The sequence below is a fragment of the Avibacterium sp. 21-595 genome (genome assembly GCF_023611905.1).
Taxonomy (GTDB): domain Bacteria; phylum Pseudomonadota; class Gammaproteobacteria; order Enterobacterales; family Pasteurellaceae; genus Avibacterium.
The window spans coordinates 1,560,727-1,584,513 of sequence record NZ_CP091455.1 but is presented as its reverse complement, the minus strand read 5'-3'; the positions used below and the strand labels follow the sequence as shown (position 1 = coordinate 1,584,513).

The window sequence follows — 23,787 nt, the reverse complement described above, 5'->3', positions numbered from 1 at the left end:
AAATCCTCGTTTAAGCCTAATGCACTAAATTAAAAGGTTAAGCCAATATTAAAGCCTGTTACGCTATGCGATGTTTTAAAGCCACTTGGTTTGCTTAATGGGCGTCCAATAAACACATCATAATAAAAGTGCGTCCAACCTCCGCGTAGTCCAAGGGCCGTCCCCATTAAATGATGACCAAGACGCATTTCTTCATCACGCCCCATCACTCGGCCGCCATCAAGCGCTAGATATAGCCAATGCCCTTTATTTGCCACATTCCAACTTAGTTCATTACGCCATAGCCAACCGCGTTCTCCTGATAAGGTAAGCTCGCCATCAAATCCACGTACTGTATAACGTCCCCCAATACTGAATCTATCTTGTTGAATAAGCGGGGTTTTATTCCATTGTGCAGACCAGTTTGTATTAAATGCTAGGAGTTGCTTTCCGATATAGAAAGGATAATTAATGTCCACTGAGGCGGTAATAATTTTAGGGCGAGAAGTACCGTTTCCCCAATATTCTTCAGGGGCTGCCATTGCGTGGCGTACACCTGTTCCCCATTTAAATCCTGCAGACAGTTTCAGTGTTGCCGCTTTAATATATTCAATATGGCTAAGATTGATTTGCCAACCCGCCATTCGACGACGTTGAACCCCAATTTCAGCCCCATCAATGTAGTTTTTCGAGTGGCGAGACCAAAAGCCACCAGAAAGAGTGGTTTTACGCACGGCATCACGATAAAGCCGATAGGCTAGATTCAAATTAGTTGTTTCGCTACGCCCCGCATAGAGGTAAGTATTATCAAACGCCCCAAAAACATCTTGATGGTAATCCGTTTTATACAGTGAGGCAGAGAGCATCCAATAACCAAAAGGAACAGAATAATAGAAGCCATAGTTTCTTGTTGCTCGGCGACCGGGATCATCACTATGACGTTTTAAGCTATGTGTGAAAGTGGTATAAAATAAATCATTAGCAGAAAAAAGATTATCCCACGAAAGGGTAGCAGAGCCTTGCCATTTCCCCGTGGATTTTGAACCAGAATCATCTAAATTGAGGCTCAATCGGAATGGAAACTGCTGTTGATAGGTGATTTTAATATCGCTTTCACCAATTTGAGCGTTATTATCGGTGGGAAGAATTTCGATATTTGCATCAGCCGTTGGCACACGCTTGAGATTTTCTAATGATTGCTCAATATCGCGGAGATTAATTAAATCTCCCTGCTTAAATGCCAATGCGGTTTTCGCTGTCAGTTTACTAAACCAAGGAATTCTGCTTGCATCCGCAATAATGGTATGGCGAACTTGCCCAGGAATAACGGTTAAAGAAAATATGCCTTGCGTTAAATCTTGTTCGCTTGCCACCACTCTGGTCGTGATATAGCCTCGCTCAATCAGATTATTTTGCACTTGCTTCATCAAAATCCCTAATCCTTGAGACCCGAAACAATGCGGTAATTTGAGATTTAATTGTGCAATGGCTTTATTTAATACCCATTGAAATTGGCTCGGTTTTACGATGTTATCGGAAGAGTAATCGACTAGGGAAAGCTGTTGAATGGGATAACAAGGGGATTCATTAAAGGGAAGTGCGGTAGGTTTTTCTGAAGAAATTTCCATTCTCACATCCGCATCAGAATGAAGGCGTTTGCTTTGTTGTTGGATTTGCTCCTTTTGGCGTTGTTGCTGTTGGGCATCAATATGATTTAATTCTGGAGACGGTTGTTCTACCGCAGATAATAATGATGAGAAACTACAAAACCAAATCAATATCGCTGTTTTTTTCATAGCTAGCCCTGCAAAAATAAAGAAACCGTAAAAATCAAGAATAAATTGTATTTTAATCTTAAATAGTTTATTCGAAAAGGAATAAAAAGTGAAGTGAGTTGATAAAGTCAGAAACGATATGGTTAGTTTATTCGAGAATGGTTATCTATAGTGATTCAAGCATTTACGCTTAGGATTTCTATGTCGATCAAAATTTTTCTTGAATATAGTGTAGCAATCGTTCAAGAGTGAAACTCAATGGTCAAAAGCACGACTTTTTCATCTTGGAATTTGGGAGAGTTTCATATTGCGATATGCCTTTGTTTCGGTTACATATCTATTTGCATTTTATTACTAGGCTATTTCATTTTAATGTTTAATTCATTGATACAACGATTTAAATCGAAATCAAATATACTCAACGTTACGAAAGAAGATTCGATAATATCCCCAAATATAGACGGTTGGATTACGCCTTATTCAGCACAAACTTTACTTAATACGGAATTACGGCAGCGTTATCTTGGTTTACTCTGGCAACAAGTTTCAATGACAAGAGAAATGTTTGAGCATTTGTATCAAAAGCCCATTGAACGTTATGCCGAAATGGTCCAGCTATTACCTGCCTCAGAATCACATCATCACGCCCATTTAGGCGGTATGCTAGATCACGGTTTAGAAGTGATTTCGTTTGCGGCTAAGTTACGTCAAAACTATGTTTTACCATTAAATGCTGCACCAGAAGAGCAAGCGAAACAGAAAGATGCTTGGACTGCAGCCGTGATTTATTTCGCCTTAGTCCACGATGTTGGCAAATCTATTGTAGATATTGAAATACAGCTACAAGATGGGAAACGCTGGCTTGCTTGGGATGGCATACCAACATTGCCTTACAAATTTAGATATATTAAGCAGAGAGATTATGAACTCCACCCTGTATTAGGGGGATTTATTGCAAATCAATTAATTGCAAAAGAAACTTTCGATTGGTTGGCAAGCTACCCAGAGGTATTTTCTGCGTTAATGTATGCAATGGCAGGACATTATGAGAAAGCCAGCGTATTGGCTGAAATTGTACAAAAAGCAGATCAAAATAGTGTTGCATTGGCTTTAGGTGGTGATATTACTAAATTGGTTCAGAAACCCGTTATTTCTCTTGCGAAACAACTTATTTTGGCTTTACGTTATTTGGTTTCACAAAAATTCAAAGTGAGTGCCAAAGGTCCGGGAGATGGTTGGCTTACGGAAGAGGGATTGTGGCTAATGAGTAAAACCACCGCTGATCAAATTCGAGCTTATTTGATGGGGCAGGGGATTAGCGTACCGAGTGATAATCGTAAGTTGTTCGATGAAATGCAGGCTCATCAGGTTATTGAAAGTACATCAGAGGGGACTGCGATCTGGTATTGTCAGCTAAGTGCAGACACAGGTTGGAAACCAAAAGATAAGTTTAGTTTATTACGCATTAAGCCTGAGATAATTTGGGATAACATTGATGATCGCCCAGAATTATTTGCTGGAACAATTTGTGTTGTAGAAAAAGAAAATGAGTCAGAGGAAAAAATATCAGATACAATAAATGAAGTACTGGATGCTACACCAATAAATAAAAAAGAAAATAGAGAACTTACTTCAAATTTACAAGAAGAAAATACCGCACTTCAATCGCTGAATTCATCTCAAAATTCTGAAGCAGTTGTAGAACATCGTGATAATAACAGTGTTGATTTTTTACTAAATATGTTCAGCGATAACAATGAGCAACAAGTGGTGAATATCCCCTCTGCTGACGCTGAAGTTGGAACAACAATGATATTAAAATCTGAGCCAGAGAATCTGAATACGCATATCGACATTGAAGCAAATGCTATTCCAAAGCCTCCAATACCTCCTACAAATAACGACTCGCATTTCAAATCCGAAGGGCAGAAATTTGTGGATTGGTTAAAAGAAAAACTTATTAAAAATCAACTTACTTTTAATGATCGCACAGCAAAAGTCCATATCGTTAAGGATTGTTTGTTTATTGTCAGCCCAAGTTCCTTTGAACTCTATTTACAAGAGAGAGGGGAGCCTTATAATGAAGAAAATGTAAATAATTTACAATATGAATTTCAAGCACTCGGCTTGCATAGAAAGCGAATCATCAAAGATGACACCGTAAACTTTTGGCGCTGTAAAGTGATAGGTCCGAAAAAAGAATCCTTCTTAGTGGGCTATCTTGTTCCAAATACCCGCTTATTTTTTGGTGATAAGATTTTAATCAATAATAGACATCTATTACTAGAGGAGTAAAGCTATGCAAAATACCAGCACAACATTTGAGCTATTATTACAACAATTTTTTTTCACAAGCATTTACGTTTAGATACGAAGAAAAGCTATGAAAAAGCAATTCGTCAATTATGTAGGCATTGTGATGTGCTTTATCCGAATGAAATCACTCGTACTCATTTGCTTAATTGGCGTAATACCGTTGTAGGAGAAGGGATTAAACCAATCACTTGGAATAGTTATTTACGGCATTTAAAGTGTGTTTATAAATTTGGTATTGATAATAATTTACTAAGTTACCAGGAAAATCCATGTAATAATTTATTCTTAAGAGAGGGGAGAGCTAAGCGGAAGGTTTTGTCTAACACAGAGCTCTTGAAATTGGACTTTCTTTTAAAAAGTGAATATAATTTGCCCGAAATATTGACCCCTATATGGTTTATCGAAACATTAATAAAAACATTTAGATATACAGCAATTCGACGAGCCCAACTAATAAAACTGAAGGTCAGTGATGTAGATTTACCTAATCGAATTATTTATGTATCACCAGAAATAAATAAGAATCATCATTCTCACTCTATTCCTATTTCAGACAAGTTATTTCCCTATATTCAGAAACTTATTTTTGAGTTGAAACGAGTAAATCAAACAAATGATAGTCAGTTATTTAATTTGAATTTATTTTGTCCTGTTGTGAGGGATAGGCATAAAAAAACAAGTGAACATCAAATAAGCTATATATTTAAAGTAATATCACGCACTATTGGATTTAATGTATCTCCTCATCGATTTCGGCATACTGTTGCTACAAATCTGATGAGGAACCCTAGTAATCTGTATGTAGCTAAGCAGCTATTAGGTCATAGAGATATTAAAGTAACATTAACTTATATAGAAGATGATGTAGAAATGATTAGGGATGCCGTAAATTCAGCAATACTATAAAAAATTAATATCCAGCCTTTACAAACTTTAGAATTTGTGTAAGATCAGAACATCTATTGAATGATAGATCTTGTGGTAGTATTGGCTGGATCTTCCACATAAAGAACTATTTTAGGTTAATGGGCTACACAAGGGATTTAAAATCCCTCGACTTTCGAGTCGTGGCGGTTCAAGTCCGCCCTCGGGCACCATTTAAAAACCAAAATAAATCAATAAGCTAGTCGCCAAGAGCGGCTTTTTTTGTATCTGAAAATCAAAGTTGGGGCTTTCCCTATGTTGAAACTCACTCCCTTTCAATGGTCATCATTTAACTTTTTTGGTTTTTATTGCGCTTATGGTGTAATTGTTCCATTTTTACCAATCTGGTTAGCGCAGTATGGCTATGATGTGGAATTAATTGGCACATTGATTTCCCTTGGTTATCTTTGCCGTTTTGCTGGCGCAATCTTTTTTACTAAAAGTGTTCATCATCTCGATCAGCTTATTCCATTAAGTCGTCTTCTTACTTGGCTTAGTGTATTGGTTCTCATCGCTGTCGCTTGGGCAGTGCAGTCTATTTGGTGGTTAGTTCCCATTCTTGCGTTATTTCATATGTTGAATGGGGGAATTATGCCGGTTTGCGATACCATTGCAACGAGTTGGCATCAACAGTTAGGAATGGATTATGGTAAAAGTCGTTTATTTGGTTCGCTTGCTTTTATTATTGGTTCAATTACTGCAGGCTATTTGCTCGGTTGGCTAGGTAAAAGTGCCATCATCGGTATTATTATTGGCTATCTCGTTTTTTGGGGGCTGGGGATTAGTTTAAATCCTACGCAAAGATTTAATCAGCAGGAAAAACAAAACACGACAGTAAGCGCAAGCTATCGAGAATTATTGCGAAATCCAACAACGGTCAGAATGATTATTGCCACAGCGCTTATTCAGGGTTCACACGCGGCTTGTTATGCCTATGGCACAATTTATTGGTCTGCAAATGGCATTAGCACTTCGCAAATTAGCTGGCTGTGGAGCTTGGGGGTAATCGCTGAAGTGGTCTTTTTCTTCTTTTCTAAACGTTTTTTTAGGACTTGGAAGATTCATTATTTGACTTTATTTTCAGCATTAGCAGCGGTTATTCGCTGGACAACCCTTGCGTATACGACAAATTTTACTTTGCTGATTTTCGCCCAAATATTGCACGCATTTACTTATGCAATGGGGCATTTTGCGATGATTCGTTATATTACCTCTCAGCCAAGTGAGAGAATTCCGAAATTGCAAGGCATCTATTTTGCAAGTTCTAGCTGTATTATGATGGCGCTTTTTACGTTCATTTCTGGATTAGTTTATCCTGTTTCTGCGCAGATGAGCTTTGCCTTAATGGCAATTTTTGTTCTGCCTGCAATTTTCCTTGTACCAAAGACCTTTTCAAATACAGCAAAATAAAAAAGATAGGCAATAGTGCCTATCTTTTATTTCTTAAATTTACTTTCTCACCACATTCAATGCGGAGAAGCTTTGTGCTACAGGCATTATTTCAATACGGTTAATATTAACGTGAGCAGGTTGTTGATAGATCCATAATACTGTATTAGCAATATCTATAGGTTCAATGGCTTGCACATTTTGATAGACGCTTGCTGCTTTCTGGTTATCGCCTTTAAAACGGACATTTGAAAATTCTGTACCACCGCATAGGCCGGGTTCAATATTGGTGACGCGCACATTGGTACCTGCTAAATCAGCACGCAGATTTAAGCTAAATTGTTCGACAAAAGCCTTAGTTGCACCGTAAACATTACCGCCCGGGTAAGGATATGTCCCTGCGATTGAACCTAGGTTGATAATATGCCCTTGCTGGCGTTCCACCATTTGAGGTAACACTTTTCGGGTGAGATAGGTTAAACCGATGATATTGGTATTAATCATTGTTAGCCAATCGTCAAAATTTGCTTGATGGGCTGGCTCTAAACCCAGTGCTAGCCCCGCATTATTTACTAAGAGATCAATGCAACGAAAGGCTTCAGGTAAATTAGAAAGTGCGGTATTAATTTGTTCTAAATTATTCATATCCATTTGTAATGGAAAGAAATTTTCGCCTAATTCTGCGTGTAGTTTTTGCAGTTTTTCTAAACGGCGAGCTGCACCAATAACGTGATAGCCTGATTTAATGAATACTTCGCACATTGCTTTACCAAAGCCTGCAGATGCGCCTGTAATTAATACTGCCATATTATCCCCCTATTTAGTTCAGTTGTGTTAAATATCCCTTACCTAAGGCATTCATTTGTCGCATAATCCAACGTTGTCTTTTTTGTACAAAAGCACTGGGTTTATTTGCCTTAAATAAGATTGGATTAGGTAAGACTGCCGCTAATAGGGCAGCTTCTTGTTGATTAAGTTGTTTTGCCGATTTTTTGAAATAGGCTTGGCTTGCCGCTTCTACGCCAAAAATACCATAGCCAAATTCGGCAATGTTTAAATAGACTTCTAGAATCCGTTTTTTCGACCATAATTGTTCTAGCATTAAGGTCGTTGGCAATTCAATGGCTTTGCGTAGCCAGCTTTGCCCGTGCCATAAATATAAATTTTTCACAGTCTGCTGTGAAATGGTTGAACCACCTCGTACTTTTGTAGATTTTTTATTATATTTCAATGCGTTATTAATCGCATTCCAATCAATACCGTGATGTTGCGCAAATTTTTGATCTTCTGCCGCAATCACGGCCAACTGCATTTGCCACGAAATGTTATCCAAACTCATCCATTGATATTTAATAGGGTAACTTTCCCCATTTAAAAGATGGCTGACTTTCTGCTGTGCCATATAGGAAGAGAATGGCACAGGCACAATGCGAAACAATAAGGTAATCCCTAAAAAAGCAGCAAACACATAAAGCGAATAGCGCAATATCCTTTGTTTTATGTGTTGCAACCATTTTTTATTATTATTCTTTCTGCCCATCAAGCTGTTCTTTTACCCATTGCATAAATTCAGGTGGCATTGTTTTGATCATATTTGATCCTCTTGTAATTGTTGCCGCGCTGGTATTTAAGTTTTGTTGAATTTCTCGTTGTGAGCAACGTTTATCTAACAATTGTGCCACAATTTGTAATCGAAGTCCTACTGCATCACGTTCATCAGCCGTGAGTAATAGGGTGAGTAATTCTTGTTCTTTATTCTGTGCAAACGCGGTGCGTAAAATCTCGATAAATGCCTGCCATTGATCCATATTTTTGCTCACATACATAGCGTTCTCCTAGGATTAAAACGTTTCACTGTGCTATTAAACTACTTCACTAGTATAATCTATTCTGCTCCGCTTGGGTAAATTTTTCTGTCTTTTCACCTTGTAGTAACTGGTAATAATAATCGTACGCTAAGACATTCTGCACATAACCACGGGTTTCATAAAATGGAATGGTGGCGATAAATTCTGCCATTGTCATTTTTCCATTTGCACGAGCGAGCCACTCATCTACACGTTTTGCGCCAGCGTTATAAGCCGCTGCAATTAAAATGCGATTATTGCCATATTTCTCGGCAAGTTGGTTAAGGTGAGTTGTGCCAAGCATAATATTATCAATGGGATCAAACAGTTGGCTTTCTTTTTTATACGGTAGCTGAGCTTGCTCGGCGGTGAGTTTCGCTGTGCTGGGTAAGAGTTGCATCAACCCGCGCGCATTAGCCGAAGAGGTTACATTGGCACGCCAAGCACTTTCCTGCCGTGCAATTGCCATTGCAAAAGTGCGGTGGATTTTTGGGGAATTTTGATGATTAATGAATAAATCAAACCAATTTTGATAAGCATTAGGTAAACGTAAGGCAATATAATCCCACGCTTTTGCTTGAATTGTGGCGTCTACTTGCAAATCAACCCATTGATTTTGTTCGGCATATTGTGCTAAGGCGAGCTTGCCAGCAAAATCTGTGTTATCTAATAATGCACGCCATTCGCGCTGAATATTGGCGTGATCATTTAGCTGCTGCAACTCATTAATACGACTAAATTGCTGGGTGTAGTTTGATAAGTTTTGCTCATTTGACGAGAATGTTTTCATTGCAGGTTGATAAGCAATACCCAATCGCTGTGCGGCAAGCATTGGATAAAAGCCACGTGCATTTTGCTGCATCTCTTGCCAAATCTGTATGGCTTGTGTGGTTTTGCCTTGCTGAAATAAGGCCTCACCTTGCCAATAACGCCATTCATCTTTCTGCTTGCCTTGTTCGGAAAGCAAATTCAACCAAGGTTGAATCGCTGTTTTTTTACGCAATGCAACACGGATACGACGCTCGGTTTGTTTATCTTCTTTTAAGGCTTGTACGGTTTCATCTCGCCATTGCTGAATGGCGGGATTTTCACTATCAAAAAGCTGACTAAGCAAAATGGATTGCCAGTATTGTCTTTGTTCTGGGGATAAATTAAAACGCGTTGCCCATTGTTCTAATTGGGCAAAAGGTGCGCTGGCATTCAGCTGATTTTCCGTAATGCTTTTAATAAAACGAGGCATTAATGCAAGTAGAATTTGTTTATTTTCATCATTAACGGGCAAATTTTCCACATAAAATGCGTTAGACGAAGAAAGCAATAAGCGCGGTGATTTCAACAAGCTAGCTAAATTTTCAAGCCAAATTTTTAATTCAGCATTTTGCGTAAATGCTGCCAATTCGTTGATTAAGACACGATTTGTTTTTTCTACGGCTAATAAGGCGCGCTGTTTGATCAAATCGTCATTAATAATGCCCTGTTGATAGGCTTGCATAAAAAGCGTTTGACATTGGCTGGGCGAGTTGTTTCCTGTGAGCCATAAATTTTTTATCCTTGTTGCAAGTGCGGTGTTTTTTTGTGCAGTTTTTTCAGGTGTAGTCAGCGCTTCTGTTTGTGTTGAAGGCATTTTTTCTTGTGCGGTTAGCACAATGCAAGATGACTTGCTCTCTTTGGGCAGCATTGCGGTATTAGATAAAATCGCCTGCCAATTTTGAGCATCGTATTGCTGTTGCAACCAATAATGAGGCAAATTGTTCAACGGAAAATCAGGATATTTTTTCGTAAAATCAAGAATTTCATCAAACGATAAGGCTGCTTTCTTCGCGATTAAAAACTGATATTCTGCATAAGGCAAGAGTGGGTAATCTTGCAATTGAGCCAATAATGCCTTTGCAATGCCTAATGTCGTTTCGCTTTGTGAAAGGGCTAAATATTGTTGAAGTTTACGATAGATTTCTCGTTCATCTGCCCGTTTCTGTTGGTTTAATAACAGGGTTTTTGCGAGATCTCTATCTTCATCGTGTGCATTGCCTTGATTTATCTTTTGTGCATCAGGGGTTTCTTGTGCTTTTGGCTGCGTGTGTTGTGCGACTGAATGTTCTGAAAGGGGAGATTGCTCAGCATTCCCCCATACAAAAAGAGAAAGTGAAGATAAACTTAAGGCTAGCAAAGTTTGAGTAAATTTCATAGTATTCCTTGAATAGAATCAAAATTGGGTAAAAAAACACCGCACTTGAGTTTTGCGATGCTTCCTCTTTTCATCAGCACATTTATAAATAAAAGCCCGAATAAATCGGGCTTGAAATCTTGTTTAATGTTAGACCGTACTTGGCTAAAAAAGTGCGGTGACATTTTTAACGTTTTTTACGGCAATTCATCAATATCGTCTTTATTCACTTTTTGAATAATCATATGTTCGCGTCTTAAGCCGAGATCATAGGCGATACTGATAGCAATATAAATGGTTGAGTAAGTCCCAAAACCAATACCGATTAAGAGCGCTAATGAGAAACTATGGATCGTAGGACCGCCAAATACAAACAAGGCAATCACCACAAACAGGGTTGTGATAGAGGTCATTAGGGTTCTTGATAAGGTTTGAGTGAGTGAAATATCAATAATCTCTACCGTATCAATACGGCGAATTTTACGGAAATTTTCACGCACACGGTCAAATACCACGATACTATCGTTCAAGGAGTATCCCACCACCGATAAAATGGCTGCCACAAAGGTGAGATCCATTTCAATTTGGAAATAAGAAAAGATCCCAAGCGTTACAATCACATCGTGTGCAAGGGCAACGATTCCCCCTGCTGCTAAACGCCATTCAAAGCGAAACGCAATATAGGCAAGCAACATTAATAAGGTGATCAAGGTGGCATAAATTGCGCCTTGGGTGAGTTCTTCGCCGACATTTGGACCAACAAATTCCACGCTACGAATTTGGATATCATTATCCAATTTGCTTAGCATTTCTTTAATTTGTGTCCCAATATCTGCACCACCAGCAGAAGCGGAAAGACGGATCATCACATCACGCACGCCACCAGTGGTTTGTACTAATGGGCTGTCGATACCATTTTCTTTTAACGTTGCACGGATTTTTTCTAAATCAGCAGGTTGGGAAAAATGCGTATCCACAACCGTACCGCCAGTAAAATCCAGTCCCCAGTTAAAGCCTTTGGTGACAATGCTTGTAATACAAAGTGCGGTAATAATTAATGAGAAAACATAGCCTACAAGGCGGTATCGCATAAATGGGATAAGCTTGAATGGTAAGATGACCCCTTTATATTCATTCACTTTTTTATCTTTTGCAAATAAGCTCATTATCACCACCTTAAATAGATAATTTCTCAACGCGTTTGCCGCCGTAAAGTAAATTTACCAGCATTCGAGTTCCTGTAATCGCAGTAAACATTGAGATCGCAACCCCTAAGGAAAGGGTGATTGCAAAGCCTTTAATTGGCCCAGTTCCCACCGCATAAAGCACGATAGATGTTAAAATTGTGGTTAAGTTAGCATCAAAAATACTGCTAAATGCGCCGCTGTAGCCTTCATTGATTGCCTGTTGAACGCTACGTCCATTACGTATTTCTTCTTTTATTCGCTCAAAAATCAATACGTTAGCATCCACAGACATTCCCACAGAAAGAATGATCCCTGCAATTCCCGGCATTGTGAGCGTTGCGCCGGGAATTAAAGACATTAAACCAACGAGTAAGACCATATTGGCAAGCAGTGCCATACTTGCAAATAAACCGAAAACTTTATAGTAAATCAGCATAAACACGACAGTAATGGCTAAGCCCCAAAGCCCCGCTTGTAAGCCTTGTTCCACATTTTGTGCGCCAAGTGATGGTCCGACCGTACGCTCTTCTACAATTTGGATCGGGGCAGTTAATGCGCCAGAACGTAATAACACGGAAAGATTGAGCGCTTCATTTGGGCTATCAATGCCCGTAATTTGGAATTGGCTACCAAAACGCCCTTGGATTGTTGCTACATTAATCACTTCTTCGTGTTTAGTGAGAACGGTTTTGCCATTTTCATCTTTTTTACCGCTGTCTTTATATTCTACATATAAAGTTGCCATTGGTTTTTTCAGATTCATTTTGGTGGTTTGCGACATAATATCGCCACCCTCACTATCTAAGGTAACGCTGACTTGTGGTGTCGCGGAATTTTGATCAACGCCTGATGACGCATTGACAATATGCTCACCCCCTAATACTGCACGTTTGTATAGCACCACTGGGCGACCATTACGATCAAATTTCACTTCAGAATCTGAAGGCACCATTCCACGCATCGCCGCATCAAGGTTGGCATTTTGATTGACTAAACGGAATTCTAAGGTTGCGGTGGCACCTAAAATTTCTTTTGCGCGTGCCGTATCTTGAACGCCGGGTAATTCCACTACGATACGCTCTGCGCCTTGGCGTTGAATGACGGGTTCAGAAACACCCAATTCTTCCACACGGCGACGTAAAATACTCAAATTTTGCTCAATCGCGTGATCGCGTGCTTCATTTAATGCCGCATCGGATAAGGTTAAAGAAAGCGTATTGATTGAAATTTCACGAATATCTAAATTGGGGTGTGCTTGACGCAATGAACGTTGAACCGCTGAAAGTTGATCAGGGTTTTTCAGGGTAACCACAGTGCTATGATTTTCCCCAGCACGAATACTGGTATATGGATATTTTGCTTTACGTAATTCAGCTAATAAACTGTCTTGCAATTGCTCTTGACGTTTTGCCAATGCCGTGTTCATATCCACTTCCATTAAAAAGCGTACACCACCACGCAAATCTAAGCCCCATTTCATTGGTGAACCACCAATATCTGAAAGCCATTTTGGCGTCGCTGGGGCAAGATTCAGTGCCACAGAATAACCATTGCCTAATTTTTCGCTAATTTTATCTTTGGCAAGAAGTTGGTCATCGGTGTTATTAAAACGAGCAAGAATTGAACCGTTTTCTAATTTAATGGATTTTGTGGTGAGATGATTTTCGCGAAGAAGAGCTTGCACATTGCTAAGAGTTGTTGTATTGGCTTCTTGTCCACGAGTTCCTGAAATTTGAACGGCAGGATCTTCACCGTAAAGATTTGGAAGAGAGTATAAAACACCAATGGCGACCACGAGGGTCACCATTATATTCTTCCATAAAGGGTAACGATTTAACATAACTTTCCAGTTCCCTTGCGGAAATAGTTAATAATTAAAGGCTTTTTAATGAACCTTTTGGTAACACTGCAACGATAAAATCACGTTTAATGGTAATTTCTGTGCTGTCATTTAAGGCAAGAACAACGTAATCGCTTTCTGCCCCAATTTTGGTGATTTTACCGATAATACCACCTGAAGTAAGAACTTCCGTGCCTTTTGCTAACTCAGCCATTAATTGCTTATGTGCTTTATTGCGTTTTGCTTGTGGACGATAAATCATAAAATAGAAAATCAATCCGAACAGAACGAAAATAAATAACATTGACATTGGGCTACCTTGTTGAGCTTCCATCTTTAATCCTTTTTGTTAGTTAATGAAAATGTAGGGCGTTAAAATAGCATAAAATCCTTGTATTGACAAAGCGCTTTTACAAAAGTGCGGTGATTTATGGCAAGGTTTTTGCACAAAAAATTTGAACAAAAAGCACCGCACTTTATTTTTGTAGAATGTATAAAACCTACCAAAATGTAGGTTTTATTTTCATCGTTAAGTGAAGTGGTATTCCTCTTTGACACGCCAACGATGTAATGGGATACACGCTAATTTTTTCGGCGTTCCGCCATCACTTTTCCCATTGCCGTTAATTCTTCTTGCGGGATATGGCTTTTACCGAGTTCAAATAACGGTTCTTCAATGGCAATATGATTGTCGTAACCCGCAATAAATTGGGTGATGAGCTGTTCGGGAATTTGTGTAATTTCGCCTTTTAGCAAGGCGTCTAATTGCACAGACAAGCTTGCCCAGTTTTGATGCAAGGTTTCGTGTTGGCTTGCTAAGCGTGCCACATCTGCTTTGGCTTGCGGGCAGTATTTTAATAGCGCAGGGAAAAAATCCTTTTCCTCATCATCGTGGTGTAGCGGGGCTGCAACATTGAAGTAATTCAAAATTTGCTGTACATCTTTTTGCACCGCTTGAATGTTGCCATTTTTCTCCAAATAACTAGGCAAAATATTCAGCTGACGGCAGAACATTTTCACTTTGCCGTGGCAGGCGTAAAGCATTTCAATCGGTTCATTCCAGCTAGCAAATTGTTGTGGTTGGAGGTTAAGCATTTTATTCACCCTGTGCGTTATTCGGTTGTGAATTTTGTTGTACCTCACTTTGCAATGGCGGAACGGGCTTACCAATGCGTGCATAGAAATCTTGCACAAATTGTTCAAATTCGTTTTTATCAATCGCTTCACGGATTTGTGCCATTAAGCGTTGATAATAACGTAAATTGTGAATGGTGTTTAATCTTGCCCCTAAAATTTCACCGCACTTATCTAAATGGTAAAGATAGGCTTTGGTGTAATTTTTACAGGTGTAGCAATCACATTCTGGATCAAGCGGGCTGGTGTCATCACGGTATTTGGCATTACGAATTTTCACAATACCGTCGGTAACGAATAAATGCCCGTTACGTGCATTACGTGTTGGCATTACGCAATCAAACATATCAATACCACGACGAACGCCTTCTACTAAATCTTCTGGTTTCCCAACACCCATTAAATAACGGGGTTTATCCGCAGGAAGTTGTGGGCAAACATATTCTAAAATACGGTGCATATCTTCTTTTGGTTCACCAACCGCAAGCCCACCCACGGCATAACCATCAAAACCAATATTGACCAAGCCCTCAACGGACACTTTACGCAATTCTTCGTAAACGCCCCCTTGCACAATGCCGAATAAGGCATTTTTATTACCGAGTTCATCAAAGCGATCACGGCTGCGTTTTGCCCAACGAAGTGACATTTCCATTGATTTTTTAGCATAATCAAAGGTGGCTGGGTAAGGGGTACATTCATCAAAGATCATCACGATGTCTGAGCCTAGATCGTATTGAATTTCCATTGATTTTTCAGGAGAAAGGAAAATACGTTCACCATTAATTGGATTTTGGAATTTCACCCCTTCTTCAGTAATTTTGCGTAATTTGCCTAGACTGAATACTTGGAAGCCACCACTATCCGTTAAAATGGGACGATGCCAGTTCATAAAATCGTGTAAATCGCCGTGTTTACGCATAATGTCTTGTCCCGGACGTAACCAAAGGTGAAAGGTGTTGCCGAGTAAAATTTCTGCCCCTGTGGCGCGCACTTCTTCGGGCGTCATTCCTTTTACTGTGCCGTAAGTGCCAACAGGCATAAAGGCAGGGGTTTGTACATCAAATTCCCCTTGTGGGCGTTGAAACGTCATTGTGCCACGGCGTGCCGTGCCATCGGTTTTATGAAGTTTAAATTTCATTGTCATTATGTTTCCTTTTCGAATAAACAGTTCGAGGGTGATTAGATGGGATTTAGAAAATTAATCTAACCCCGTTACATTTGGGTTTTTGCTAATAAACATTGCATCACCATAGCTGAAAAAACGATAGCCATTTTGCACCGCATTTTCATAGGCTCGCATTGTATGAGTGTATCCAGCAAAGGCTGAAACCAGCATAATTAGCGTACTTTCAGGCAAATGGAAATTGGTGATTAAGGCATCCACCACGAGGAATTTTTTGCCCGGATAAAGAAAAATTGAGGTATCCGAAAAATACGGCGCAAGCAGTTGTTCGTGCTGATTTTCTTGGCTAAACAATGCGGCACTTTCAATAGAGCGTACAGAGGTTGTCCCCACCGCAATCACACGCTTGCCATTCGCTTTGGTGGCTAAAATGGCATCCACCGTTTCCTGCGGCACTTCTACATATTCTGCGTGCATTCTGTGGTCTTCAATATTTTCTACCCGTACAGGTTGGAATGTCCCTGCACCAACGTGCAAGGTAACAAAGGCAAAATTTACCCCTTTCGCTTTTAATTTTTCCAATAGATCATTATCAAAATGCAAACCCGCAGTGGGCGCGGCTACTGCGCCGGGTACTTTGTTATACACGGTTTGATAGCGTTCTTTATCGGCATCTTCATCAGGGCGATCAATATAAGGTGGCAGTGGCATATGTCCAATTTGTTGCAACACGTCTAAAAGTGCGGTGCGTTTTTCTGCTATTTCTAGTTCAAATAAACTCTCGTGACGGGCTTTCATTATTGCTTTAATACCCTTACCTTCGCCTAATTTATCTTCGCCGAGAAACAGTTCTGCACCTTCTTTGGGGGCTTTAGAAGAACGAATATGTGCCAGAAAGCGATCTTCCGACAAAATGCGTTCTACCAATACTTCAATTTTCCCCCCACTGGCTTTACGCCCATACATTCGAGCGGGGATCACGCGAGTATTATTAAAAATTAATAAATCCCCTTCGTTGATCAAATCCAGCACATCAGCAAAAGTGCGGTGAGAAATTTCACCATTTTCACCGTTTAATGTTAATAAACGACTGGCAGTGCGTTCGGCTTTTGGATAACGGGCGATTAATTCATCAGGTAAATCAAAATAAAAATCTGAAACACGCATAATTTTTCATCATATTATTAAAGATTAAAACAGGGCGTAGTCTATTGGGATTTTGTAGATTGCACAAGGAAAATCTGTGAAAGAGGGGATTTATTGAAAGGGGAAGGGCTGGGGGATCCAGCCCTTTCATTCGTTATCGTTGGCGGTTGTAGCTTTTTTCCGCTCCATCAAATTTTTCTGCCACATCTTTAGCGACCGGGGAGAAAATTGACGAAGTAAGGGTAACGAAAGAGCAAGCTAAAAAGCCGGGAATAATTTCATATAAGTTGGCGATGTCTTGCCAGTTTAAGGCGTGCATCAGTGGTTTCCACGCCACAACAGTGACCGCGCCTGCTAACATTCCCCATAATGCCGCGTTGGAGGTGATGTTGCGATTAAAGAGGGAAAGGATTACTAATGGACCAAATGATGCGCCAAAGCCTGCCCACGCGTAGGAAACTAAGCCCATCACTTTTGAATGGGGATCTTGTGCAATGACAATGGCGATAAGGGCAATGAGTAATACCATAACGCGGCCAACCCAAACTAACTCGGTACTTGACGCATTTTTGCGTAAGAAACCGTGATAGAAATCTTCGGTAATAGCGGCGGAACACATTAAAAATTGTGCCGATAGGGTACTCATAATGGCAGCGAGAATGGCGGATAGCACAATGCCCACGATCCAAGGATTAAAAATGGCTTTGGAGATCTCAATGAAGACAGATTCAGCGGAATCTAAAACGATACCTTTGACTTCAAAATAAGCTAAGCCAAAATACCCCACTGCACAAGCACCACCTAAGCACAGGATCATCCACGTGATCCCGATTGTACGCGCTTTATCAAGGGCTTTTACGGAATTGGCTGCCATAAAACGGGCTAAAATATGGGGTTGTCCGAAGTAACCTAATCCCCAAGAAAGGGCGGAAATCACACCAATACCTGAAACATTATAAAGCCAATTAGAATAAGGAATGCCCGTTTGTTGTGATTTTGCGGCTAAGGCAAGGGTGATTTCTTCCCAGCTAATGTTGAGTAACACAATCACTGGGGCGAGTAATAGGGCGAAAATCATCAGTGAAGCTTGAATGGTATCGCTCCAAGAGATCGCTAGATAACCGCCAATAAAGGTATAGGCGATGGTTGCCACCGCACCAAATATCAATGCGGTGGTGTAATCAATACCTAATAAACTTTGGAACAATTTTGCTCCCGCCACGACACCTGAAGCACAGTAGATGGTGAAGAAAAACAAAATTACCGAAGAAGAAAGAATTTTGAGTGATTTGGCTCGTTTAGGAAATCGCATTGCAAAATATTCAGGTAAGGTCAGTGCATTACCGTAATGCTCTGTGAATACTCGCAAACGTCCTGCTACAATGCGGTAGTTCAGATAAGCGCCGACAGTTAACCCGACAGCAATCCACGCTTCCGACAAGCCTGTAAGGAAAATCGCACCGGGTAAGCCAAGTAGCAACCAACCAGACATATCTGAGGCACCAGCCGACATTGCGGTAACAAAGCTCCCCATTTTACGTCCACCTAAAATGTAATCGTTAAAATTTTTGGTGGAAATATAGGCGTAAATTCCAATCCCTAAAATAATAACAAGATACAATCCAAAAGCTGTGTAGATTTGATAATTCTGCATACTTTCTCCCTATAAAATTATTGTTCTTCAATTGCCATTAGGGTAGCGTTGCCCCCTGCGGCAGAAATATTCTCACTGCGTGAAAATTCGTTATATAGCAAGGTCAGATCCTGATTGACTGTCCAATCATATAAACAGAAAATCGCAGGATTATGTTGTGCAAACCGCTGACGTGTTTGAGTATCAATCGGGGATACGAACACAGCTTTTTGCAAATGCTGCCCTTCTTTTAGGATATGTAGATGAGGTAATTGATAGCTCAACAGTGGATTATCTTTTTCTACAACAACATTAAATCCTGCTTGTTGTAACCGCTGATAAGCCGCAGTTAAACGAGCGTGGTTTTGACCGAGTAATAAAACAGAGGTGGTTTTATAATCAATGCTATTTAATTCCCCTGTAATACTAGGCAATACATTGTTTTTTGCAAGTACTGATGAATAATATTGTGATGTTTTGGTTAAACGTTGAACATAAAGTTCTCCACCAGCTTTTGGGCCTGTTCCAGATAAACCGTGTCCCCCAAAAGGTTGAACGCCGACCACTGCACCCACAATATTACGGTTAATGTAGAAATTACCACAGGCTAAATGCTGTTGTACAAATTCAATATTTTTGGTAATACGGCTATGACAACCACCGGTTAAAGCATAGCCTTTTGCATTGATTTTTTGTAAATAATCGCCTAATTCTGTTTTTTTATAACGAACAAAGTGAAGAATTGGTCCGAATACTTCTCGATTAATTTGCGCTAAATTATCTATTTCATAAATAGCAGGCGCAACGAAATGCCCGAAAGTGGATGATGATAACTCAAAATAACGGCGAGAAAATGACCGCACTTGAGTTTGATAATTGACCAAATTTGCTTTCGCTTCTTCGTCTATAACAGGGCCAATATCCGTATTAAGCTGCTCTGGATTGCCGATAACCAATTCTTTCATTGCCTCAGTAAGCATTTGATATAAGCGATCAGCAATATCTTCTTGCACCAATAAAATGCGTAAAGCTGAGCAGCGTTGCCCTGCAGAATCAAAGGCAGAGCTTAATACATCAGTAATGACTTGTTCCAATAAGGCGGAAGAATCTACCACCATTGTATTTAAACCGCCTGTTTCAGCAATTAGCACAGGGTGATCTTGCCGTTGTATAAGCTGTTTATTGATCAAATGTGCCACTTCTGTTGAACCGGTGAACATCACGGCATTAAATGGTTGAGCCACCAATGCCGCCCCTAAATCGCCAGCACCTAAGGTTAGTTGTAAGGTTTCTTTTGGCACGCCAGCTTGATGTAATAATTTCACGGCATAATAAGCAATCAGCGAAGTTTGTTCCGCAGGTTTGGCAATCACATTATTGCCAGCTGCCAAGGCCGCAGCAATTTGCCCAGTAAAAATGGCGAGCGGGAAATTCCAAGGGGAAATACACAGTACATTGCCGAGCGGTGGGGCGAGAGCATTTTTGCTATCTAACAAACGGATTTGTTCTGCATAATAGCGTAAGAAATCCACTGCTTCGCGCAGTTCACCAATGGCATTTGGTAACGTTTTTCCTGCTTCTTCAATGGCAAGGCGCAGTAACAAGCCGGTATTTTCTTGATAAAAATCCGCCGCTCTTTCTAAAATTGTTGCGCGTTCTTCTACGCTTTTTTCTTGCCAAATGCGAGATTGCATCGCCGTAAAAACGGCTGGCACATCATTTGGCGACATAAATGTGGAGGTTGGCAACATTTGTGCGGTATCCGCCGGTTTTCTGCCTTGATAGTGTTGCGCGGCTTGCACGGGGACGGCGCAAAGCGATTGCACATCGGTATACTCTGCTTGATTTAATTGATCTTGTAGCGTGCGAAGCTGAATTTCATCGCTTAAATTAAAGCCTTGTGAATTACGGCGATGCGGGAAAAGATCCGCAGGTAATTTAATTGCTTTATTTGGCTCACCATTAAAACGGGAAAATTTTTTCCAAGGGGCTTGAACAAGTTCATCAATAGAAATGTCACGATCAACAAGTTGGTGAACAAAAGATGAATTAGCACCATTTTCAAGTAATCGTCGTACAAGGTAGGCTAATAGGGTTTCATAGGTTCCCACTGGGGCATACACACGAACACGGCGGTTAAATTGATGCTCACCGACAACGTTATCGTAAAGCGTTTCCCCCATTCCGTGCAGACATTGAAACTCAAATTCTTTACCTTTACCTAATTCAGCAATAGTGGCTAAGGTTTGGATATTATGAGTGGCAAATTGGGGATAAATGACATCTTGCGCGTCTAATAATTTTTTTGCACAGCTAATATAAGAGATGTCCGTATGCACTTTACGCGTATAAACAGGGAAATCTTGCACACCTTCTGTTTGCGCCCATTTGATTTCGCTATCCCAATAGGCACCTTTTACCAAGCGTATCATCATTTTGCGTTGGAAACGGCGGTTTAATGCAATGATATAATCTAAGACATAAGGACAACGTTTAGAATATGCTTGTACGACAAATCCTATGCCGTTAAACCCTTCAAGATCAGGATCTTGCAATAATTTTTCGAGCAGATCTAACGAAATTTCAAGGCGTGCCATTTCTTCCGCATCAATATTCAAACCGATATTGTATTGTTTTGCCAGAACAAAAAGCTGTTTTAAACGCGGGTAGATTTCATTCATCAAACGATCTTGTTGCGAACGAGAATAACGCGGGTGAATTGCCGATAATTTTACCGATACGCCATTTGCGTCATATACGCTACGCCCCTCAGCCTGTTTACCCACAGCGTGAATGGCATCCACATAATCTTGTAAGTATTTATCTGCATCTTCCATAGTCATTGCTGCTTCACCAAGCATATCAAAAGAAAAACAATAGCCCATTTTTTCTCTTGTACTAATATTTTTCAGGGCTTTTTCTATCGTTTCGCCGGTAACAAATTGTTCACCTAAAATGCCCATCGCTTTTTCAATGGCTTTTTTCATTACGGGCGCAGAAAGGCGGGAGAAACTTTTCATCAAAGCAGAAGAAAGTGCTGTTTCATCTAAATTAGCACTGATTTTATTGCCAAGCATCAAACCTAAGCTCGCTGCATTGGTAAAGAGCGAGCCTGATTTTTTTAAATGAGATTGCCAGTTACCAAGTTGAAGTTTATCGTTGATTAACTCATAACGCGTTTGCCCATCGGGGATGCGTAAGAGGGCTTCTGCTAAGCACATCAAGGCAATCCCTTCATCACAGCCTAAGGAAAATTCGTGCATTAATGCATCAACGCCATAATGTTTTTGCTTTTTACTACGGATTTTGCTGATTAATTCTCGGGCGAGTTTTTCAATGGATGATTCTTGTTGTGGTGTGAAATCTAAGGTTTGGACTAGTTGGCTTACTGCAGACTGTTCTGTACAGCTATAATGCGCACTGATTATTTTACGAAGTTTGGGTTCTACACTGGGTAGAGGAGAGTAGTGATAGCTCATAAGATGCTCCATATAAAATTTGGCTTTATTTGTTAATGGAATGTTAAAGATTGTAATCAAATTTTAAAAAGAAGGAATATGAAATGTTGAAAAATGTGATAGAGGTCAAAAAATAGTCTTTAAAGTTGGAGGCTTATTCGTAGAAAAAGATGACAAAATGAAAGTGCGGTGATTTTTTGTGGCATTTTTATGGAGATAAGGTGAAAAAAAAGCCCTTTCTAGGAAAGGGCTGAAAATATTTGGAGTCATACTTTTTAGGGTATGCAGAGGATTATACGAATAAAAATGTTATTTGCAACATTTTATTAACAAATTTGTAATAAAATTTTAAAATTTAAGTCGAGCTAAGAAAAAGGCGAGCTAATTTGCTCGCCAATGGAAGTGATTATTTGCTCTCAGCGTGAGGGTTACGCGTGTTGGTGTTCACCAAATTTCGCATTAGTAAGGCATAATTCAAATCCAAATCCTCTGGTACATCGAGGAAAACAAAATGCCCATCGCCTAAGGCGGCTTCGACTTCTTCACCTTTGCGATTAAGCATACGATTAATTTTGAATACGATATTGCCTTTTGGGGTCATTAATTCAACCTCATCACTAAGTAAGAATTTATTTTTTACTGCCACTTCGGCCAAACCGTCTTTACGTACACCGGTGAATTCACCAACAAATTGCTGACGCTCAGAAATGCTATAACCATAATCATAATTTTGGTATTCATCGTGCGTATGGCGGCGTAAAAAGCCTTCTGTATAACCGCGATGAGCAAGGCTTTCAAGCGTATCCATTAAGCTTTCATCAAAAGGTTTGCCCGCAGCCGCATCATCAATGGCTTTACGGTAAACCTGAGCTGTTCTCGCACAATAATAGAAAGACTTCGTACGCCCTTCAATTTTTAATGAATGCACACCAATTTGAGTGAGTTTTTCAACGTGTTGCACGGCGCGTAAGTCTTTGGAATTCATAATATAGGTGCCGTGTTCATCTTCAAAGGCAGACATTTTTTCTTCTGGTCGTTGGCTTTCGGCAAGTAAGAAGACTTTATCTGTGGTTTGTCCTTCACCTAAGGTTGGGGCAACATTCTTAATGGGAATTTCATTACCAACAATATTACCCACTTCATCTTCTTTACCTTCTTCTACCGAATATTCCCAACGGCACGCATTGGTACAAGTGCCTTGATTTGGATCTCGCTTATTAATATAACCTGAAAGCAGACAACGCCCAGAATACGCCATACACAACGCACCGTGTACGAAAATTTCAATTTCCATATCTGGCACTTGTTGGCGGATTTCGGCAATTTCATCAATGGAAAGTTCACGCGATAAAATCACACGAGTTAAGCCCATTTGTTTCCAGAATTTGACCGTTGCCCAGTTCACGGCATTGGCTTGCACAGAAAGATGAATGTCAATATCAGGAAAATGTTCACGCACAAGCATAATCAAACCGGGGTCAGACATAATTAAGGCATCTGGCTTCATTTCCACCACAGGCTGAAGATCTTTAATAAAGGTTTTTAATTTGGAATTGTGTGGGGCAATATTGACCACCACATAGAATTTCTTACCTAAAGCGTGTGCCTCATCAATCCCAATTTTTAAATTGGCGTGGTTAAATTCATTGTTGCGAACACGCAAGCTATAACGTGGTTGTCCTGCATAAACAGCATCTGCACCATAAGCAAAAGCATAGCGCATATTTTTTAATGAACCTGCGGGGGAAAGCAGTTCGGGTTTGAATGTGGTTGTCATAAATTTCTCTTTGTGTCTGATTACAAGTCAGGCATTCACTCAAGGCAAATGCGTAAAGGCGGTTATTGTAGGGGGATTTTGTGATTTGTAAA

At 40.0% G+C, this 23,787-nt stretch carries 17 protein-coding genes; 3 read left to right on the top strand and 14 right to left on the bottom strand.

All coding sequences use genetic code 11. From position 1 onward, the window contains the following. Nucleotides 1-29: 29 nt before the first annotated feature. Complete coding sequence (locus L4F92_RS07220) at nucleotides 30-1,775, bottom strand: ShlB/FhaC/HecB family hemolysin secretion/activation protein (protein WP_250363217.1); 1,746 nt, start codon at nucleotides 1,773-1,775, stop codon at nucleotides 30-32. 351 nt (nucleotides 1,776-2,126) lie between these two features. Between L4F92_RS07220 and mobH the strand changes: the two genes are divergently transcribed. The 3 genes from mobH to L4F92_RS07205 all read left to right on the top strand — a co-directional run bounded on the left by mobH (nucleotide 2,127) and on the right by L4F92_RS07205 (nucleotide 6,404). After that, nucleotides 2,127-4,049: a MobH family relaxase gene (gene mobH, locus L4F92_RS07215; RefSeq protein WP_250363216.1), complete on the top strand. Its 1,923-nt coding sequence runs from the start codon at nucleotides 2,127-2,129 to the stop codon at nucleotides 4,047-4,049. Nucleotides 4,050-4,175: 126 nt separating this feature from the next. Then, nucleotides 4,176-4,976, top strand: coding sequence for a tyrosine-type recombinase/integrase (locus tag L4F92_RS07210; RefSeq protein ID WP_250363215.1), 801 nt, complete (start codon nucleotides 4,176-4,178; stop codon nucleotides 4,974-4,976). Nucleotides 4,977-5,249: 273 nt separating this feature from the next. Next, the gene (locus L4F92_RS07205) at nucleotides 5,250-6,404 is read left to right on the top strand and encodes a 3-phenylpropionate MFS transporter (RefSeq protein ID WP_250363214.1); all 1,155 of its coding nucleotides are present in this window, start codon (nucleotides 5,250-5,252) and stop codon (nucleotides 6,402-6,404) included. A gap of 39 nt (nucleotides 6,405-6,443) precedes the next feature. Here the strand turns inward: L4F92_RS07205 and L4F92_RS07200 are convergent, their stop codons facing one another. The 13 genes from L4F92_RS07200 to trhP form a co-directional block, all read right to left on the bottom strand. After that, on the bottom strand, nucleotides 6,444-7,190 hold the full coding sequence (locus L4F92_RS07200; RefSeq protein WP_250363213.1) for an SDR family oxidoreductase: 747 nt from the start codon (nucleotides 7,188-7,190) through the stop codon (nucleotides 6,444-6,446). Nucleotides 7,191-7,203: 13 nt separating this feature from the next. Beyond that, nucleotides 7,204-7,923, bottom strand: coding sequence for a monofunctional biosynthetic peptidoglycan transglycosylase (mtgA, locus tag L4F92_RS07195; protein ID WP_250363212.1), 720 nt, complete (start codon nucleotides 7,921-7,923; stop codon nucleotides 7,204-7,206). Next, nucleotides 7,907-8,209: a trp operon repressor gene (gene trpR / locus L4F92_RS07190; protein WP_103852641.1), complete on the bottom strand. Its 303-nt coding sequence runs from the start codon at nucleotides 8,207-8,209 to the stop codon at nucleotides 7,907-7,909. The genes mtgA and trpR overlap by 17 nt, the downstream gene beginning before the upstream one ends. A 49-nt stretch (nucleotides 8,210-8,258) precedes the next feature. Next, a complete protein-coding gene (locus L4F92_RS07185) occupies nucleotides 8,259-10,415 on the bottom strand; it encodes a transglycosylase SLT domain-containing protein (protein ID WP_250350016.1) in 2,157 nt (718 codons plus the stop codon). 176 nt (nucleotides 10,416-10,591) lie between these two features. Beyond that, a complete protein-coding gene (gene secF, locus L4F92_RS07180; protein ID WP_250350017.1) occupies nucleotides 10,592-11,560 on the bottom strand; it encodes a protein translocase subunit SecF in 969 nt (322 codons plus the stop codon). A 10-nt stretch (nucleotides 11,561-11,570) separates the two neighbouring features. Continuing rightward, nucleotides 11,571-13,421: a protein translocase subunit SecD gene (secD, locus tag L4F92_RS07175; RefSeq protein WP_250363211.1), complete on the bottom strand. Its 1,851-nt coding sequence runs from the start codon at nucleotides 13,419-13,421 to the stop codon at nucleotides 11,571-11,573. 34 nt (nucleotides 13,422-13,455) lie between these two features. Next, on the bottom strand, nucleotides 13,456-13,755 hold the full coding sequence (yajC, locus tag L4F92_RS07170) for a preprotein translocase subunit YajC (RefSeq protein ID WP_017806188.1): 300 nt from the start codon (nucleotides 13,753-13,755) through the stop codon (nucleotides 13,456-13,458). A 248-nt stretch (nucleotides 13,756-14,003) separates the two neighbouring features. Beyond that, complete coding sequence (locus tag L4F92_RS07165) at nucleotides 14,004-14,516, bottom strand: hemerythrin domain-containing protein (RefSeq protein WP_250363210.1); 513 nt, start codon at nucleotides 14,514-14,516, stop codon at nucleotides 14,004-14,006. Nucleotide 14,517: 1 nt separating this feature from the next. After that, nucleotides 14,518-15,696 (bottom strand): tRNA guanosine(34) transglycosylase Tgt, encoded by a 1,179-nt coding sequence (gene tgt, locus L4F92_RS07160; protein WP_250364577.1) that lies wholly within the window; start codon nucleotides 15,694-15,696, stop codon nucleotides 14,518-14,520. Nucleotides 15,697-15,756: 60 nt separating this feature from the next. Next, nucleotides 15,757-16,848, bottom strand: coding sequence for a tRNA preQ1(34) S-adenosylmethionine ribosyltransferase-isomerase QueA (gene queA, locus L4F92_RS07155; RefSeq protein ID WP_250363209.1), 1,092 nt, complete (start codon nucleotides 16,846-16,848; stop codon nucleotides 15,757-15,759). 133 nt (nucleotides 16,849-16,981) lie between these two features. Continuing rightward, nucleotides 16,982-18,481, bottom strand: a complete 1,500-nt coding sequence (putP, locus tag L4F92_RS07150; RefSeq protein ID WP_250363208.1) for a sodium/proline symporter PutP — start codon at nucleotides 18,479-18,481, stop codon at nucleotides 16,982-16,984. A gap of 17 nt (nucleotides 18,482-18,498) precedes the next feature. Next, nucleotides 18,499-21,939: a bifunctional proline dehydrogenase/L-glutamate gamma-semialdehyde dehydrogenase PutA gene (gene putA, locus L4F92_RS07145; RefSeq protein WP_250363207.1), complete on the bottom strand. Its 3,441-nt coding sequence runs from the start codon at nucleotides 21,937-21,939 to the stop codon at nucleotides 18,499-18,501. Nucleotides 21,940-22,324: 385 nt separating this feature from the next. Beyond that, complete coding sequence (gene trhP, locus L4F92_RS07140; protein WP_250363206.1) at nucleotides 22,325-23,695, bottom strand: prephenate-dependent tRNA uridine(34) hydroxylase TrhP; 1,371 nt, start codon at nucleotides 23,693-23,695, stop codon at nucleotides 22,325-22,327. Nucleotides 23,696-23,787: the final 92 nt, after the last annotated feature.